We start from the raw sequence: 17,518 nt of genomic DNA, 5'->3' as shown, positions 1-17,518 counted from the left end.
GTCAGGTCCGGATCTGGGGCTTGAGCGCACCGAGGTGGCGTTCGCGCACCACGCCAGTCCACAGTCCAACGCCGTAGGCGATGTCGTCGAGTCGCTTGAGCACCAGATAGGTGAGCAACCCGACCCGTTTGGTGTCGTCGTCGACGTTGCCGTTGCGGGTGATCCAGTCGACGACGCCGTCGATCACCGCCGCCACGAGCACCACCTGCCTGCATCGCCGGGACATCAGTGCGCCGATCAGCGCGACGGGCCAGTAGTGCCGACAGATCGCGGAGGCCAACTGCAGGGCGGCCGACCACAGGCCGTGCGCGGCGACCACGGCGACCTCTTTGGGCTCCGTCTCGACGGTGCTCAGCGAGTTGGCGATGCGACGGCCGGTGATGGCCGCGACGATCATCGACGCCAGGTAGCCGATGCCTGAGCCCATCGCGAGCAGTATCCATACCACCAGCGTCCATCCGGAGATCACCAGCGGCGCGGTCTTGCCGGGGTGCCGGATCGACAGCGGCGCGGCCGACTCACCGTAAAAAGCCTTGCGCACAAACCAATCTCGCACCTGCGTGCGGTGATCATGGGCTACTAAAGCGATCGGTTCGTACCGCAACCGCGCGCCTGCTTCGATGAAGCGCCAGCACAGGTCGACGTCTTCTCCGGACTTGAGCGTCTCGTCGAAGCCGCCCAACTCCTTCAGCACCGAGCGCCGGCAGATGATGGCGGCACTTGGCACGTAGGAGACGGTCCCGTAGGGCACCACCGGCGCTTCACGCAATCCCAGGTCCAGGGACGAGCGCACCGCCTCGTAACGCGCCACCGGGTTGTCGGCCTGCCGCAGACCCACGATCCGCGGTGCGACAAGCGCGACGGCGGGGTCGCAGAAATGCCCCAGCAGCGCTTCTAGCCACCCGCGCCGCGGTACCACGTCAGAGTCCAGGAACGCGACGAAGTCCGTGCTGCAGGCCGTCAGGCCGGTGTTACGCGCCGCTGCAGGGCCCTTGCTGCGGGCGTGCCGCAGCACCTGGATGTCACAGTGCATGTCGGCGAAGTCGCTGTGCTGCACCGGCGTGGCCGAGCCGTCGTCCACGACCACCACACGCATGCCACGCAGTGTGCCGACCAGTCGCAACAAGCCGGTTATGTTGTCCCGCACGGGGATAACCACGGTGACATCACGGTGCGACGGACCGCTTGCCGGGCGGGGATGGGCGACGGTGGCGTCGAGCAGAGTGCGCGCGAGTTGCGCGCTGACCGCGTCGTGGACCTCCAGCCTGCCGCCGTTGAGCATAGTCTGGGCGGCCGGTGCGAGCCGCAGCAGCCGGGTCGGCGAGCCGCCGAGGAGGGCAGAGCCCTCACCGAGCACCTTCACCCGGCGGTCGACCTGGACGGCGAAGCCGTCGGGCAGACGCGGTCCTGTCATGTCAACATCCCGTCGCGGTCCGGCGCCCACCGGATGATGCGTTGCAGACACGCGTCCACCATCTCGGCGAGGATCCGTTCACCTTCCTCGGCCGTGGCCGTCATCGGGTCACCGAGGACGCCCAGTTCGCTGACGGCCGCGACACCGCCGTCGCGCAGCTGCGGCATCAACTGCGACAACGGCTCCCGGTTGCCGGCCAACCGCTCTTCGATGCGCACATCTGCCGGCGAAATATGTAGCAATACAGACGTTTCGGTGTGGCCCGCGTGTGCATCGGCGTTCTTCGCGGTGCACGAACACCAGCCCGCGTCGCGACCCTCGTAGCGAAGCAACGCCACCGCGGCCGCGAGCGCCTCGACGTTGCCGCCATGGCCGTTGACGAAGACCAGGCGCGACGCCCATCGCGACGCGGACCGGCCGAACTCGACGAGCAGCAGCCGCAGCGCCGACGTGCCGATGGACACCGTTCCGGGGAAGCCTTCGTGCTCACCACTGGCCCCGTACCCGATCGCGGGCGCCAGCGCCCAGTTGGATTCATCCGATCTCGACAGTCGGTCGGCAACCGAGCGGGCAACGACGGCGGCGATGCGCGTGTCGGTGTCCAGCGGAAGGTGAGGTCCGTGCTGTTCCACCGAACCCACCGGGATGATCAACGCGGGCGACGTGCCCTGAAGCTGCCTCGACGCGGAGTTCGCGAGCTCGGTGAGGAAAGCCACCCGCCGATGGTAGGCCGAATTCACCTGGCGTGCGCCAATTGTTGGCGCATGCGCAGCAATTGATTTCCGCGATTTTTTCCTAGCCGGCGGGGGCTCAGCCACGCCAGCCCCCTGCGCCACGCCTGTACCAGGGCATTCGGCCCTGACCCGGTTCGCCCGTCAGGAGTCGGACGCCGGGCGGACGCCGAGCGCTCGGGTGAACCCCGGCGGCACCAGCACGTCGTCGGCAACAAGATCGTGGACCGACGCGCGCCCCAGCCCCCTCAACGCCGAATCGATGCCGCCGCGAAGGATGTCGAGCACGTTCTCGACCCCGGCTTGACCGTTGGCGGCCAGCCCCCAGAGATAGGCGCGACCGATCATGACGGCCCGCGCACCGAGCGCCAACGCCTTGACCACATCGCTGCCGCGGCGCACGCCCCCGTCCAGCAGCACCTCGACGTCCCCGCCGACCGCTTCGGCGATCGCGGGCAGCGCCCTTATTGACGCGGGCGTGCCGTCCAGGTTGTTACCGCCGTGATTGGACACCGAGATAGCCGAAACACCGGCATCCACAGCACGTTTGGCGTCGTCGACCCGCATCACGCCCTTGAGCATGAAAGGACCGCCCCACAGGTCACGCAGCCACGCGATGTCCTCCCAGGTGGGTGGGGGCGTGCCCATCCACTCGCCGTAGGCCTGGAAGAACGGCGGCCCGCTCTCGCCACGCGCTGCCTGATTGGGCACACAGAGGTCCGGCGGCCGGATGTTCTTGGCCCATTGCATCGAGTAGCGGGGCCTGCTGACCAGTTCGGGCAGCATCGACACGACGGTGCGCAGGCTCATCTTCTCGGGGATCTTGGGGCTGCCCCAGTCGCGACCGTGCGAGAAGCTCCAGTCCGTGGTGACGATCAGACCGACGGCGCCCGCCTCCCGCGCGCGTTGCACCCGCGCGGCGATCGCGTCGCGACCACCCAGCCAGTACACCTGGAAGAACAGCTTCGGGTTTGCGGCGATGACCTCTTCGATGGGCTTGCTGGCGAACGACGACAACCCCATCGCGGTGCCCCTGGCCGCTGCCGCCCTCGCGACGGCGACCTCACCATCGGGGTGGACGGTCTGCACCCCCGTCGGCGAAATCACCACCGGCATCGAAATCTCTTGCCCCATCACCGTTGTCGCCATATCGCGCTTCTCGAGCGCGCCGATGACATGCGGGGCGAAGCCGAGTTCGCCGAACGCGTCGACGTTGCCGTTGACGGTCAAGCCCTTTTCACTGCCTGCGACCAACGCCCCGTAGACGGATTTGGGGAGGCGCTTGCGCGCGCGCTCCTGCGCGATGGCGACGGTTTCGAACCATGTGTCGCGAGCCATGACTTACACCGGACTTTCATTGCACGGCCGGGCGGGCGGCTTGGTCAACAGTTTGAGCATCACAGGCTGGCTGCGTGAGTGGTCGACGCTTGACTTCGGCTTGACCCTGTCCTGGGCCAATGCGGGTGCGCCGTACCCCTGCACGCATTCAGGATCCGGCCCGTCCAGCGGCAGACCGGTGAAGAACTTGGCGGCCATGCAGCCACCTCGGCAGCTGTCATAGTGTCCGCAGCTGCTGCAGGCACCTGCCGACTGCGGCTCGCGCAGCTCACGGAACAGCGGCGCGTTCTGCCAGACGTTGCGAAAACCACCGTCCGACAGGATGTTTCCGGCCAGGAAGCGATCGTGGATGGCGAACGGACACGCGTACACGTCACCGACCGGGTCGATCAGGCAGACCACGCGCCCCGCGCCGCACAGGTTCAGTCCGGCGAGCGCGCCCGGCTCGCCAAGGCCTGACAGGTGGAAGAACGAGTCGCCGGTGAGCACCCGCTCGCCCTTGGCGACCAGCCAGTCGTAGAGCCGCACCTGCTGCTCGGCGGTCGGATGCAGTTCATCCCACACGTCGGCGCCACGACCCGACGGCCGCAATCGGGTGATGCGCAGCGTCGCGCCGTAACGCGCTGCAAGAGCTGCGAATTCGTCCAACTGGTCGACGTTGTGCCGGGTCACGACGACCGAGATCTTCGCGTCTTTGAAGCCGGCATCGGCGAGGTTCTCCAACGCCCGCGTTGCCATTGCGAACGACCCATGGCCGCGCACGGCATCGTTGACCTCAGCGGTCGCCCCGTCCAGCGAGATCTGCACGTCGACGTAATCGCTTGCGGCAAGCCGCTTTGCGATCTCCGGAGTGATCCGGACGCCGTTGGTGGAGAACTTCACGCCCACGTGATGCGCGGTGGCGTAGTCCACGAGCTCCCAGAAGTCGGACCGCACAGTCGGTTCGCCGCCACCGATGTTGACGTAGAACACCTGCATGCGCTCGAGCTCGTCGATGATGTCCTTGCACTGCCGGGTGGTCAGCTCACGCGGGTCGCGCTTGCCTGACGACGACAGGCAGTGCACACACGCCAGATTGCAGGCGTACGTGAGCTCCCACGTCAAACAGATCGGCGCGTCGAGGCCACGCTCGAACTGCTCGACCAGCCGGGGTACGGGTGCGATTGTCATGCTTCTCCCGATACGAGCATCTTGGACTCGGCCAGCACGCCGAGTGCGTGGAGATACGGCGCCTGCCGCGCGTCGTCGATTCCGGCGGCCCGGCACGCCGCCCGAGCGTCGGGGTGGTCGTCAAGCGACTTGACCACCTCGACGATCGTGCGGTTCTTCAGGAACGAGAGCTTGCGCGTCCCGAAGTGGTACAGGAGTGCGCCGAACGGCTCGGGTCGCACCGCCACCTGGTGGTGCAACCGCCAGCTCAGGTCCGGATCGAACCCCGCGACAGGCGTCGCCACGGTCAGTAGACCCCGCACATCCCGTCGATCGACACCTCTTCGACCAGGGTCTCGGTGACGAGCTCTTCGGTTTCAACCTGCTGATTCGGTTCCATCAAGTGCGCCTTTCCAGTCACAGTGTCTCGACAATTGTGAGCGAGATCGCAAGAATATGGCATCGAGTGCCGAAATGGAAGGGTGGGGTGGTGGCGAGGCAGGAATCCCGACACCGGGTGGGCCGGCGGCGCTCGACGACGCCCGACCACATCTCCAACGTGGCCATCGATCTGTTCGCGGACCGAGGCTTCGACGAGGTCAGCGTCGACGATGTCGCCGAGGCCTCCGGAATCGCCCGCCGCACCTTGTTTCGCTACTACCCGTCGAAGAACGCATTGCCGTGGGGCGACTTCGACGCGCATCTGGCTCACATGCGCGACCTGCTCGACCACCTGGACCCCGATGTGCCGATCGACGAGGCGCTACGCACAGCACTGTTGGCGTTCAACAGCTTTGACGAGCAGGAGACGGCCCGGCATCGGCAGCGGATGCGCGTGATCCTGCAAACTGCCGCGCTGCAGGCCTATTCGATGACGATGTACGCCGGCTGGCGGGCGGTCGTCGCCGCGTTCGTCGCAAAGCGGTTGGGCACCAGGGCCGAAGACCTGGTCCCCCAGACGGTGGCGTGGACGATGCTCGGCGTGGCGCTGTCGGCGTACGAACACTGGCTGGCCGACGAGTCCGTCTCGCTGGCAGAGGCACTGGGGCAGGCGTTCGACACCGTCAGCGACGGGCTCTCGGCCCTGGAGGCAGGGATCCGCCGAAGAAATTCTTGAGTCAGGCGTCGGAGTTCACGCCCGTGCGACGACGATAAGGGTGTGAGCGCCGAACCGGATGGCAACGACGCTCCGCGGACCCTGCTGGCGCTGTACGACGATGCACTGCCGGTCGTGTACGGCTACTTCGTCAGACGCTGCGGCGACCGCGGGACGGCCGAGGACCTGACGTCGGAGACCTTTCTGGCGGCCATGGACGCCGCCCGCAAGGACACTCCGCCGCCGATCAGCCTGCCGTGGCTGCTCGGCGTGGCGCGGCACAAGCTCGCCGACCATTACCGGCGTCGACACGACCGGTTCAGCATCCCGGTGGCCGAGCTGCCCGAACCGGTCCCCACCGACGACTGGGACGCCGCGCTGGACCGCATCGTCGCCGAGAGCGTCCTGGCCAGGCTAACCGAGCAGCACCGCACGGTGCTGGCACTGCGCTACATGGACGACTGCTCGGTGCCCGAATGCGCCGAGTTGATCGGTCGCACCGTGCATGCCACCGAGGCGCTGCTGGTGCGGGCCAGGCGCGCGTTCAGATCGCACTATCCGGAGCCGGAAGGAGGGCAGCCATGAACAACAGCCGCGATCCGCTGACCGTGCTGCATGGCGACGAGACTCCGGTCCAGCCCGACGCGGCGTTCGCGGCCCGACTGCGGGCACGCCTGGAAGACGCGGTGACTTTGTTTGAGGCACAACCCAATCGAACGCAAGGAGTCGTCATGAGTGGCACCGATACCGCCATCGCCGAACTCAACCCGCCCGCCGCCACGCCGGCCGCCCCGCGCCCCGCTGCATTGCCGTACCTGTCGGTCGGCAATGCGCGGGAGGCCATCGCCTGGTACGCCGATGTCTTCGGCGCAGCTGTTCTCGGCAAGCCGTTCGAGATGGACGACGGCCGCATCGGACATGCCGAGCTTGCGATCGGCGACGGCGTGCTCTACCTCGCCGACGAGTATCCCGAGTTGGGTTTGAAAGCGCCTGCCCCACAGGCGACCTCAGTGAGCCTGATGCTGCACGTCGTCGATACCGACGCGACGCTGCAACGTGCCCGCGAGCATGGCGCGCAGGTACAACGGGAACCCTACGAGAACCACGGCGCGCGCAACGCGACGATCGTCGACCCGTTCGGGCATCGCTGGATGCTCAGTGGGCCAATCACCGGCGCGCCGCTGCAGATTCAGCACGGCGACGTCGGCTATGTCTCGGTGTGGACGCCGGATGCCGATCGGGCCGCAGCGTTCTACGGCCACGTGCTGGGCTGGACCTACGACCCCGCCACCCATCAGGTCACGAATACCACACAACGCATCGGGATCTTCTCCGTCGACGTTCCGCCGACCCTGTTCTGCGCGTATGCGGTGGGTGACCTCGCCGGCGCACGGCAGGCGATCGTCGACGGCGGCGGAACGGTCGACCAACTCGAGCAGTTCGACTTCGGCACGTTGTGCGGCGCGACGGATGCGCACGGCACGTCGTTCGCCGTCTACCAACCCAAGTCCGGCCAGCCGCGGCCGGCGCTCAACGGCACTGGGCCAGGCGAACTTTCGTATATCACCTACGAGGTGCCAGACTCGACGGCCTTCAAGGTGTTCTACAGTCGGGTGTTGTACTGGACGTTCGAACCCGGCCGCATCGAGGACGGGTGGGCCATTGCGCAGACGCACCCGATGGCGGGCGTCGCCGGTGGCAGCGACGCCGCGGTGACGGTGCCGATGTGGACTGTCGCCGACATCGACGCCGCGGTGGCCAGGGTTCGCGAAGCCGGCGGCACGGTCATCGACGAACCGTCGCAGCAGTCCTACGGCAAGTCCGCGCAGTGCACCGACGACCAGGGCACCCGCTTCTACCTCGGCGAGTTCTAACCGAGGACGTCGGCGATCGGCGCGCCCGCGGCGATCTTGGAACGCACCTTCATCACCTTGCCGGGCATGCCGCCGCCGACGACGCCCGCGACCACACCGTCGCGTTCGTAGAACGCTAGGAACTTGCGCCCGTCGTCCTCGACGACGTGCACGGTGTCGGTGGCCTCCGGTTCCCCGAGGCATTGGATCTTCACGTCGTACTGATCGCTCCAGAAGTACGGGACCGAGACGGTGGCCGGTGCATCCTGACCAAGCATCGCGGGCACCAGCACCCGCGCCTGATCGGCGACATTGCTCCAATGCTCAACGCGCACTTGGTGTCCCACCGGATGACGCCAGGACGCGACGTCGCCGATCGCCCACACGTGCGCTGCGCTGGCCCGGCCGTGCTCGTCGCACACCACGCCGTTGTCCACCTTGATGCCGGTGCCCTCCAGCCAGGAGGTGGCCGGATGGGAGCCGATGCCGACGACGACGAGGTCCGCATCGAGTTCCGTGCCGTCGCTGAGCCTGACCTTCTCGACCTTCGCGGTGCCGAACACCTCGGCCACCCCGACGCCGCAGCGCACGTCGACGCCCTCGGCGCGGTGCAGTCGCGCCACCAACTCGCCGATCCGCTCGCCGAGGACAGACGCCAACGGCGCCGGTTGCGGTTCCACGAGGACGACGTCGACGCCCAACTTGCGCAGGCTGGCCGCCACCTCGCAGCCGATGAAACCCGCACCGACCACGACGGCGGTGCGGGCGGTGTCGGCTTCCTTGCGCAGCTTGAGGCTCTCGTCGAAATTCCGAAGCACGTGGATGCCCCGCAGATCCGGGAACGACGGAATCCGCTTGGGCACCAACCCCGTTGCGATGATCACCTCGTCGTAGGAGACGACGCTGCCGTCCGCCAGGGTCACCGTCTTTGCTTCGGTGTCCACCGAGCGGGCGCCGTTGCCGAGCAGCAGGGTGATGTTCTGTTCGGCATAGAACTCTGCGGGCTTGAGGGTGACATCGTCGGTCTCGGCGCGCAGCACCTCCTTGGACAGCGGGGGCCGGTCGTACGGCAGGTGGTCCTCGTCGCTGACGATGGTGATTTCTCCGGTGTATTCCGAGCGGCGCAGTTGCTCGGCGGTGCGCGCGGCGGCCAGTCCGCCACCGACGATCACGATGCCCCCACTGATGCTCATGGGCAGTTCTTACACGATGCCCTTACCGTTGTGTCCGCCACCCTGTGGTTGACCTCTTAGCCGCGCATCCTGTCGATGATGTTGGTGAGCACCACAATGCTTTCGCTGCGCTCGACGTCGGCGGCCGACCGGATCCGCTCTAGCGCCTCCTCCAGATGCCGCATATCGCGGGCCAACACGTGCAGCATCGCGTCGGCGGTGCCGGTCACCGTTGCGGCGCTGACCACCTCGGGAATGTCGATCCAGGCCTTGCGCAACTCGTCGGGGGCGATCGTGCCGTGGCGGAACACCTGGACGTAGGCCTCGGTGTTCCAGCCCAGCGCGCTGCGGTCGACGACGGTGGTGAACCCGCGGATGACCCCGCTGTCCAACATGCGGTCGACCCGCCGTTTCACCGCGGGCGCGGACAGGTTCACCCGCTGGCCGATCTCGGCGTACGTGGCCCGGGCATCCTCGGCCAACTCAGCGAGAATCCGCTCGTCCGTCTCGTCCAACCGCTCCATGACCACCTCCGCACAACAAACCGACGCAATTCCCAGTTTGGCACAACAGATCGCTGGTCGACACGCAATAAACGGCGATTGCTTGCAAAATGCGCTGCTTATACCGTTGAATCATGACGACTTCGCGCGCGGCACGCCCTCGCCACTACGCCATGACGGCGCCCACCTTCTTCGCGGTGGAGTACGCCATCAATCCGTGGATGGACACCTCGACATCCGTCGACACCCACGTCGCCATGAACCAGTGGGAAACCCTGCGGCAGACGTACAAGGAACTCGGCCACACCGTGGAGTTGGTCGAGCCCGTCTCCGGTCTCCCGGACATGGTCTACGCCGCCAACGGCGGCCTGCTGGTGAATGGCAAAGCAGTGGTCGCCAAGTTCGCCTATCCGCAACGCGCGGGTGAGTCGGCGGCCTACGCCGAGTGGATGACGCGCCACGGCTTCGAGCCTGCGCACACCCGGCACGTCAACGAGGGGCAGGGCGACCTGCTCGTCGTCGGCTCGATCGTGTTGGCGGGCTACGGCTTTCGCACCGAACTCGAGGCCCACGCCGAGATCGCGACACAGGTGCAGATGCCGGTGGTGAGCCTCGAGTTGGTCGATCCGCGCTTCTACCACCTCGACACCGCGCTCGCGGTACTCGACGACACCACCATCGCCTACTACCCGCCCGCGTTCAGCGCCGCCGCCCGCGCGAAGCTGCGCGAGTTGTTCCCCGACGCGATCGAGGTCGCCGACGCCGACGCCGACGTGCTGGGCCTCAACGTGGTGTCCGACGGTCTGAACGTGGTGATGCCCGCCGCCGCCACCGGCTTCGCCGAGCAACTGCGTCACGCCGGCTTCCGGCCCGTCGGCGTCGATCTATCCGAACTGCTCAAGGGCGGCGGGTCCGTCAAATGCTGCACGCTGGAGGTACATCCGTGACCATTCTGGATTCCATGACGGCGACCGACACCGCGATCGATCTCGACAATCGCTACGTCGCGCACAACTACTCGCCGCTGCCGGTGGTGGCGGCCAGCGCCGAGGGCGCGTGGATCACCGACGTCGAGGGCCGCCGCTATCTCGACTGCCTGGCCGCCTATTCGGCGGTGAACTTCGGGCACCGCAATCCGGAGATCATCGCGGCCGCGCACGCGCAACTGGACGCCGTGACACTGGTCAGCCGGGCCTTCCACTCTGACCGGCTTGGACCGTTCTGCGAGGCGTTGGCCACGCTGTGCGGCAAGCAGATGGTGCTGCCGATGAACAGCGGCGCCGAGGCCGTCGAGAGCGGCATCAAGGTGGCCCGCAAATGGGGTCACGACGTGAAGGGCGTCCCCGCAGGCCGGGGCAACATCATCGTGGCGCACAACAACTTCCACGGTCGCACCACCACGATCATCAGCTTCTCCGACGACGAGACCGCGCGCCGCGGGTTCGGTCCCTACACCCCCGGCTTTCGTGCGGTGCCGTTCGGTGACGCCGACGCGCTGGCCGCCGCCATCGACGACGACACCGTCGCCGTGCTGATCGAGCCCATCCAGGGCGAGGCGGGCATCGTCGTGCCCCCCGACGACTACCTGCCGCGGGTGCGCGCACTGTGCACCGAGCGCAACGTCCTGATGATCGCCGACGAGATCCAGTCCGGCCTGGCCCGCACCGGACGCACGTTCGCGTGCGACCACTGGTCGGTGGTTCCCGATGTGTATCTGCTCGGCAAAGCACTTGGCGGCGGCGTGGTTCCGGTGTCGGCGGTGGTGGCAAACCGGGACATCCTTTCGGTGTTGCACCCCGGCGAGCACGGTTCGACGTTCGGGGGCAACCCGTTGGCGGCCGCGATCGGAACGACTGTTGTCGGCATGCTGCAGCGCGGTGAATTCCAGGCCCGTGCAGCGCAATTGGGTGAGGTGCTGCACGCACGGCTGCGCGCGCTGATCGGCCATGGCGTGATCGCGGTACGCGGCATGGGCCTGTGGGCGGGCGTCGACATCGACCCGTCCCTGGCCACCGGCAAAGAGATCAGCATGAAGTTGGCCGAGCGCCGCGTGCTGGTCAAGGACACGCACGGCTCGACGCTGAGGTTTGCTCCGCCGCTTGTCATCACGGCCGAGGAAATCGATTGGGCGGTTGATCAGTTCGCCGACGTTTTGGCGGACACAGGTCCACACTTGACCCGTAGTTCTATCTAGGCTCCCTCAGGAGGCGCCATGACCGCTCCATCGTTAAGCCTCTCCGAGCAACTGCTGCGGCGCAGGCCCATTGCCGGCGCCCCGGTCGCACACGGCGCCTCCGATCACCTCAAGCGAAGTATCGGCACATTTCAGCTGACGATGTTCGGCGTCGGCGCGACGGTGGGCACCGGCATCTTCTTCGTGCTGTCGGCGGCGGTGCCCGAAGCGGGTCCCGCCGTGCTCATCTCGTTCGTCATCGCCGCGATCGCCGCCGGTCTTTCGGCGCTCTGCTACGCCGAGATGGCCTCCTCGGTACCGGTATCGGGGTCCACCTATTCGTACGCGTACACGACGCTCGGCGAGTTCGTCGCGATGGGCGTCGCGGCATGTCTGCTACTCGAATACGGCGTTTCGATCTCCGCGGTCGCGGTGGGCTGGAGCGGATACGTCAACAAGTTGATGGACAACCTGTTCGGCTGGCAGTTGCCCCAGGCGCTCACGGCGGCGCCATGGGACTCGACGCCCGGCGTCGTGAACCTGCCCGCCGTCCTGCTGATATTCATGTGCGCGCTGTTGCTGATCCGCGGTGCCAGCGAGTCGGCCCTCGTCAACAGCATCATGGTGGTCATCAAGCTGGGCGTGCTCGCGATGTTCATCGTCATCGCGCTGACGGCCTTCAACGCCGACCACTTCCAAGGGTTCTGGGACAAGGGCTTCTCGGGCATCACCGCGGCGGCGAGCATGATATTCTTCTCGTTCATCGGTCTCGACGCCGTCTCGACGGCAGGCGACGAAGTCAAGAATCCACAGAAGACGATGCCGCGGGCCATCATCGCCGCCCTCATCATCGTCACGACCTTCTACATCCTGGTGGCGTTTGCGGGTCTCGGCACCCAGGACGCAGCGGAGTTCGGTTCCGACGAACAGGCCGAGGCCGGGCTCTCGGTGATCCTCGAGAACATCACCGGCGGCACCTGGGCAAGCACAGTTCTGGCTGCGGGCGCGGTGATTTCGATCTTCTCCGTGACGCTGGTCGTGCTGTACGGCCAGACCAGGATCCTGTTCGCGATGGGCCGCGACGGACTGTTGCCCTCGATGTTCGCCAAGGTGAACCCGCGGACGATGACCCCGGTGAACAACACGATCATCGTCGCGATCGTCACCGCGATCCTGGCCGGGTTCATCCCGCTGAACTGGCTGCTGGATGCGGTGTCGATCGGCACCTTGGTCGCGTTCAGCGTGGTGTCGATCGGCGTGATCATCCTGCGGGTACGCGAGCCGAATCTGGAGCGGCCGTTCAAGGTTCCCGGTTATCCCGTGACGCCGGTACTCGCCGTCGCCGCGTGCGTGTGGATCCTGTCTGGTCTGCGCTGGGAGACGTGGCTGGTGTTCGGCGGCTGCGTGGGTGCCGTGCTGCTGTACTACTTGGCCTGGGGACGCCACCACAGTGCGCTCAATGCCGGTGGCGCGGACGGCTATATCCCCACCGCCGTGCCGGGCGACGACGACGTCATGTTCGTCGATCATCCGGCGGATCACCATTACGTCACCCCGCACAAGGATGAGCCGTGAGCGTCGCCGTCGGCTACCTCGCGGGAAAGAGCGGCCGCGCACCGCTGCACCTGGCCGTCGAGGCGGCCAGGACGCTGAACACGACGCTGACCATCGTCACCGTCGTACCGCGACCGTGGTTGATTCCGTCGCTGGCCCGCGTCGACGCTGAATACTCCCAGTACGCGCAGCAATTGGCGATGGACTCGGCGAAACAGGCGGAAGAGTTCATCGGTGCGATCGGCCGCGGTGTCGATGTCAACTACCATGTGGTGGCCCACCGCTCCGCCTCCGGCGGGCTGTTGGAGGCGGCGGCCGAACTCGCGCCGGAGTTGCTCGTGCTGGGCTCCGCGTCCGAGGGCAGGCTCGGCCAGGTGGTGATCGGATCGACGGCCGACAGCCTGTTGCACTCGTCGCCGGTGCCGATGGCCATCGCTCCCCGGGGTTACCGCGGCTCGAAATCCGGTGGGCTGACGCGGATCACAGCGGCGTATCCCGGCACCCCGGAGACACTGCACGTCGTGGAACGCGTAGCGGCGCTCGCCGAGCGACTCAATGTGCCGATGCGGGTAGTCACGTTCGCGGTTCGCGGCCGCACCATGTATCCGCCGGAGGTCGGGCTGAGCGCCGAGGACTCCATCCTCGAACAACTGGCGTCACATGCCCGGAAGACGTTGGCGCAGTTGAAGACCGACGGTGTGGTCGGCGAGAACGTCGAGTTGCAAGTGGTCACCGGCAACAATTGGGCCGACGCGCTGGACGCGGCCGACTGGCAGGACGGTGACCTGCTCGCCATCGGCACGTCGCCGGCGGGTGGCATCGCGCGGGTGTTCCTGGGTTCGCGGGGCTCGAAGATCCTGCGGCACAGCCCCGTCCCGGTCCTGGTGCTGCCGGGCTAGTACTTCATGGTGCCGCGGTCGACGGCGATCTGGCTACCGGAGATGGTCCTTGACCCGTCACCGGCCAACCACGCCACGACATCGGACACCTCTTCGGCGGTCATGAATTCCTGCAGCCCCTTCTTCCCTTCGTGGTTCACCGGGTGGTAGGGCATCGGCGCGAAGCTGTGCAGGTACTGCGGATACTTGGCGAAGATCGCCATCATCGCGTCCTTCTCGACCATCGGCGTGTCGATCGAATACGGGTGGATCGAATTGACGCGAATTCCGAACTCGCCCACTTCGATCGCCAACGCGTTGGTCAGCGCCACCACCCCGTGCTTGGACGCGGAGTAGTGGCCGTTGCCCGGCGTGGCCTTCAAACCCGCCGACGAACTGACGACGATGATCGACCCTCCGTTGCCCGCTTCGATCATCGCGGGCACCGCCGCCCTGATGGTCCGCCACGTGCCGTTGAGGTTGACGTCGATGACGGTGTCCCACTGCTCTTCGGACATCTCGAACATCCGGCCCCAGCTCAGCACGCCGGCGTTGGCGACGACCACATCGAGGCGGCCGAACTGCTCCACACCGTCGGTGACCACCTGCTGCAGAGCGGCCAGGTCGCGGATGTCGACCTGTCTGGCCAGCGCCTTCCGGCCGGTGGCTTCCACAGCCGCCACCGTCTCGGCCAACTCCTCCGACGTGCCCAGCGGATAGGTGATGGTCTCCGAGATCGGGCCGCACACGTCGATTGCGATGATGTCGGCCCCCTCGGTGGCCAGCCGAACCGCATGCGCCCGCCCCTGGCCGCGCGCCGCCCCGGTAATGAATGCCACTCGCCCGTCCAGGCTGCCGTTCGAACCCGTCACCGCTGTTCCTTTCGTGAGCCTGCGGACAGGCTAACAGCAGAACTGGAACGTGTTCTAGTACGTCGAGTCAGGCCGGGTCCCTGATCAGCGGGCAGGTCATGCAGTGGCCGCCGCCGCGCCCACGGCCGAGTTCGGCGCCGACGATGGTGATCACCTCGATCCCGGCCCGGCGCAGCAGCGTGTTGGTGTGGGTGTTGCGGTCGTAGGCGAACACCACCCCGGGTTCGACGGCGACGAGGTTGTTGCCGCTGTCCCATTGTTGGCGCTCGGAGTCGTAGGCGGTTCCGCCGGTCTCGACGACCCGTAGTTTGCCGACCCCAAGTGCGGCGGCCACCACTTCGACGAACGGTTTGGTCGCCTCTTCCACCTCGACGCTGATGTCGTTGTCGCTGGGATGCAGCACGAACGTCTGCAGCGCGTCGACGATGCCGGGATAGATGGTCACCACATCACGGTCGGCGAAGGTGAAGACGGTGTCCAGATGCATGGCCGCCCGAAGCTTCGGCATGCCCGCGACGATCACCTGAGTCGCGGCCTCCTCCGCGAACAGCCTCGACGCCACCTGTGTGATCGCCTGACGCGATGTGCGTTCGCTCATCCCGATGATCACCACGCCGTTGCCGGGCACCAGCACATCGCCACCCTCGAATGTGGCCATCCCCCATTGCGTTTCGGGATCTCCCCACCAGACCTCGGAGCCGACGAAGTCCGGATGGAACTCATAGATCGCCTTCATCAGCAGCGTCTCGTCGTGGCGCGCAGGCCAGAACAGCGGGTTGAGCGTCAGGCCGCCGTATATCCAGCAGGTGGTGTCGCGGGTGTACAGCGTGTTCGGCAGCGGCGGCATCAGATACTCGGTGACGCCGGTGCTTTCGCGAGCCAGTGCGCGGTAGCCGGACTGTAGTTCCTTGGGCAGGTCGCGGGTCGACATCCCGCCGATCAGCAACTCGGCGAGTTGGCGCGGCGCAAGTGAGTCCAGGTAGCCGCGGGTGTCGTCAACCAGTCCGAGCCCCACCTCGTTGGGCACGATCTTGCGATCGAGCAACCACGCCTTGGCGGCGGGATCCTCCATCGTCTCGGTGAGCACATCGTGCAGTTCGACGACCTCGACGTCACGCTCCCGCATCTTGTCGATGAAATCGAAGTGGTCGCGACGCGCGTTCTGCACCCACAGCACGTCGTCGAACAACAGGTCGTCGCAATTGGTCGGGGTGAGCCGCTCGTGCGCCAGGCCGGGCGAGCACACCAGAACCTTGCGTAACTTGCCGACTTCAGAGTGAACGCCATACGCGGCAGCCGCATTCGTCACCGTCGCTCCTTCCCGCGGTTAAGCGCTATATCTCGATCGCGCCGGTTGCCAAAGACACCACACCCGCCACCGCCCCGAGGACGATCACGCCGAACAGCACCGCCTCGGTGACGGTGAAGACTCGCAGACCACGTTCGCGGCGCGCCTTGAAATAGAGTGCGGCCGCCGGTGCGTAGAGGATGCAGGACAGCAGCAACTTGTCGACGCCCGCCGCGTAGAGCAGGAACAGCGTGTACGCCGTGGCCACCGCGGAGACGATCATGTCCGGCACAAGCGAGGATTTGTCGCCGTAAGTCTCACGCGTGAGCGTCAACTTCAGTGCGTAGGCTGCAGCCAGGAAATACGGAATGAGGGATAGCGCTGCGGTCAGATCCAGCATGAAGTCGAGCGCGTCCGCAGCGAACAGCAGCGCGACCAACAACAGTGAAACCAGGCCCGCAGCCATGACGAGCGCGGTCACCGGTGCGCCGTGACTGTTGGTGCGCGCCAGGAATCGCGGCATATCCTCGGATTTGGCGGGAATGTAGAGGATTTCGGCGGCCATCAGGGTCCATGCGAGATAGGCGCCCAACACCGAAACGATGACGCCGACGCGGATGAATATCGACCCCCACGGCCCGACGATCGACTCCAGCACCGATGCCATGGACGGCTGGCTCACCCCCGCCAGTTCGCCCTGGGGCAGCACGCCATACGACACCAGTGTGACCATCGCGAAAACGGCGAGCACACTGAGAAATCCGATGACGGTCGCCCGCCCGACATCCTCACGCTTGCGCGCCATCCGTGAGTACACGGTCGCGCCTTCGATGCCCAGGAACACGAACACCGTGATGAGCATGGTGCCGGTCGCCTGGTCGAATACGGACGCCGACGAGTAATCCTTGTCGCCCCAGAAGTTGTCCGCAAAGACGTCGGCCTTGAACGCGACGATCACGATCACGATGAACACCAGTATCGGCACCACCTTGGCAATGGTGACGATGTAGTTGATCACGGCCGCGTCCCTGACCCCGCGCATGACGAGGAAGGCGAACAGCCACACCCCCACAGCCGATACCACGACCGCGAGCACGGTATCGCCTGCGCCGAAGCCCGGTATCAGCGCGCTGAGCGTGGCGGTGATCAGCACCCAGTACGAGGTGTTGCCTGCACACGCCGATGCCCAGAAGCCGATCGCCGAGTTGAAGCCCATGTAGTCGCCGAATCCCGCCTTGGCGTAGGCGAAGATGCCTGCATCCAGGTCCGGCTTACGCATCGCCAACCGCTGAAAGACGAAGGCCAGCATCAACATTCCGGTGCCTGCGATAGTCCAGGCGATGATGGCGCCCAGCACGCCGGTTTCGGCGCCGAACCGGCGCGGCAGCAGAAAGACACCGGACCCGACCATCGACCCGACGACCATCGCGGTCAGTGTTGGCAGACTGACCTTTTCGGTTACCTTTTCAGGCTGCTCCGTTGCCGTCACGATTCGTC

The 17,518-nt window shown here is 66.3% G+C and carries 18 protein-coding genes; 7 read left to right on the top strand and 11 right to left on the bottom strand.

Annotated features, from left to right (window positions below; genetic code table 11):
* Position 1: 1 nt before the first annotated feature.
* From mftF to mftA, 6 genes are all read right to left on the bottom strand, one after another.
* On the bottom strand, positions 2–1,414 hold the full coding sequence (gene mftF, locus C1A30_RS10765) for a mycofactocin biosynthesis glycosyltransferase MftF (RefSeq protein WP_101948325.1): 1,413 nt from the start codon (positions 1,412–1,414) through the stop codon (positions 2–4).
* On the bottom strand, positions 1,411–2,154 hold the full coding sequence (mftE, locus tag C1A30_RS10760) for a mycofactocin biosynthesis peptidyl-dipeptidase MftE (RefSeq protein WP_101948324.1): 744 nt from the start codon (positions 2,152–2,154) through the stop codon (positions 1,411–1,413). Before mftE ends, mftF begins: the two co-directional genes overlap by 4 nt.
* 135 nt (positions 2,155–2,289) lie before the next feature.
* A complete protein-coding gene (gene mftD, locus C1A30_RS10755; RefSeq protein ID WP_101948323.1) occupies positions 2,290–3,483 on the bottom strand; it encodes a pre-mycofactocin synthase MftD in 1,194 nt (397 codons plus the stop codon).
* Between the two features lie 3 nt (positions 3,484–3,486).
* The gene (gene mftC, locus C1A30_RS10750) at positions 3,487–4,653 is read right to left on the bottom strand and encodes a mycofactocin radical SAM maturase (RefSeq protein ID WP_101948322.1); all 1,167 of its coding nucleotides are present in this window, start codon (positions 4,651–4,653) and stop codon (positions 3,487–3,489) included.
* Positions 4,650–4,955, bottom strand: a complete 306-nt coding sequence (gene mftB / locus C1A30_RS10745) for a mycofactocin biosynthesis chaperone MftB (RefSeq protein WP_369974117.1) — start codon at positions 4,953–4,955, stop codon at positions 4,650–4,652. Before mftB ends, mftC begins: the two co-directional genes overlap by 4 nt.
* Entirely contained in the window at positions 4,940–5,032 is a 93-nt protein-coding gene (mftA, locus tag C1A30_RS10740) for a mycofactocin precursor MftA (protein WP_082965088.1), read from the bottom strand. Before mftA ends, mftB begins: the two co-directional genes overlap by 16 nt.
* A gap of 90 nt (positions 5,033–5,122) precedes the next feature.
* On the opposite strand from mftA, the gene mftR reads away from it, so the two are divergent.
* The 3 genes from mftR to C1A30_RS10725 are packed head-to-tail and all read left to right on the top strand — an operon-like array spanning position 5,123 to position 7,602.
* Entirely contained in the window at positions 5,123–5,749 is a 627-nt protein-coding gene (gene mftR, locus C1A30_RS10735; protein ID WP_101950117.1) for a mycofactocin system transcriptional regulator, read from the top strand.
* 42 nt (positions 5,750–5,791) lie between these two features.
* A complete protein-coding gene (locus tag C1A30_RS10730; protein WP_101948320.1) occupies positions 5,792–6,313 on the top strand; it encodes an RNA polymerase sigma factor in 522 nt (173 codons plus the stop codon).
* Positions 6,310–7,602 carry a VOC family protein gene (locus C1A30_RS10725; protein ID WP_101948319.1) on the top strand — a complete coding sequence of 431 codons (1,293 nt, stop codon included), beginning with the start codon at positions 6,310–6,312 and terminating at the stop codon, positions 7,600–7,602. The genes C1A30_RS10730 and C1A30_RS10725 overlap by 4 nt, the downstream gene beginning before the upstream one ends.
* On the opposite strand, the gene C1A30_RS10720 is transcribed toward C1A30_RS10725, so the two are convergent.
* The gene (locus C1A30_RS10720; protein ID WP_101948318.1) at positions 7,599–8,774 is read right to left on the bottom strand and encodes an NAD(P)/FAD-dependent oxidoreductase; all 1,176 of its coding nucleotides are present in this window, start codon (positions 8,772–8,774) and stop codon (positions 7,599–7,601) included. The two genes, C1A30_RS10725 and C1A30_RS10720, sit on opposite strands and share 4 nt — an antisense overlap.
* 56 nt (positions 8,775–8,830) lie before the next feature.
* Complete coding sequence (locus C1A30_RS10715; RefSeq protein WP_101948317.1) at positions 8,831–9,277, bottom strand: Lrp/AsnC family transcriptional regulator; 447 nt, start codon at positions 9,275–9,277, stop codon at positions 8,831–8,833.
* A 113-nt stretch (positions 9,278–9,390) separates the two neighbouring features.
* Here C1A30_RS10715 and ddaH point away from each other — a divergent pair, with 113 nt between their 5' ends.
* From ddaH to C1A30_RS10695, 4 genes are read left to right on the top strand one after another with little or no spacing between them, the layout of a single operon-like run.
* Positions 9,391–10,203 carry a dimethylargininase gene (gene ddaH / locus C1A30_RS10710; protein ID WP_101948316.1) on the top strand — a complete coding sequence of 271 codons (813 nt, stop codon included), beginning with the start codon at positions 9,391–9,393 and terminating at the stop codon, positions 10,201–10,203.
* On the top strand, positions 10,176–11,450 hold the full coding sequence (gene rocD / locus C1A30_RS10705; RefSeq protein ID WP_369974116.1) for an ornithine--oxo-acid transaminase: 1,275 nt from the start codon (positions 10,176–10,178) through the stop codon (positions 11,448–11,450). The genes ddaH and rocD overlap by 28 nt, the downstream gene beginning before the upstream one ends.
* Positions 11,451–11,468: 18 nt before the next feature.
* Positions 11,469–13,004 carry an amino acid permease gene (locus tag C1A30_RS10700; RefSeq protein ID WP_101948315.1) on the top strand — a complete coding sequence of 512 codons (1,536 nt, stop codon included), beginning with the start codon at positions 11,469–11,471 and terminating at the stop codon, positions 13,002–13,004.
* Entirely contained in the window at positions 13,001–13,882 is an 882-nt protein-coding gene (locus C1A30_RS10695; RefSeq protein ID WP_101948314.1) for a universal stress protein, read from the top strand. The genes C1A30_RS10700 and C1A30_RS10695 overlap by 4 nt, the downstream gene beginning before the upstream one ends.
* On the opposite strand, the gene C1A30_RS10690 is transcribed toward C1A30_RS10695, so the two are convergent.
* From C1A30_RS10690 to C1A30_RS10680, 3 genes are all read right to left on the bottom strand, one after another.
* Positions 13,879–14,733 (bottom strand): mycofactocin-coupled SDR family oxidoreductase, encoded by an 855-nt coding sequence (locus C1A30_RS10690; protein ID WP_101948313.1) that lies wholly within the window; start codon positions 14,731–14,733, stop codon positions 13,879–13,881. The genes C1A30_RS10695 and C1A30_RS10690 overlap by 4 nt on opposite strands.
* Positions 14,734–14,800: 67 nt before the next feature.
* The gene (locus C1A30_RS10685) at positions 14,801–16,042 is read right to left on the bottom strand and encodes an arginine deiminase (protein WP_101948312.1); all 1,242 of its coding nucleotides are present in this window, start codon (positions 16,040–16,042) and stop codon (positions 14,801–14,803) included.
* 25 nt (positions 16,043–16,067) lie between these two features.
* The gene (locus tag C1A30_RS10680; protein WP_101948310.1) at positions 16,068–17,510 is read right to left on the bottom strand and encodes a basic amino acid/polyamine antiporter; all 1,443 of its coding nucleotides are present in this window, start codon (positions 17,508–17,510) and stop codon (positions 16,068–16,070) included.
* Positions 17,511–17,518 lie beyond the last annotated feature (8 nt).

The organism is Mycobacterium sp. 3519A (assembly GCF_900240945.1).
Lineage (GTDB): Bacteria > Actinomycetota > Actinomycetes > Mycobacteriales > Mycobacteriaceae > Mycobacterium.
This window is presented reverse-complemented; position numbering and strand designations above follow the sequence as displayed.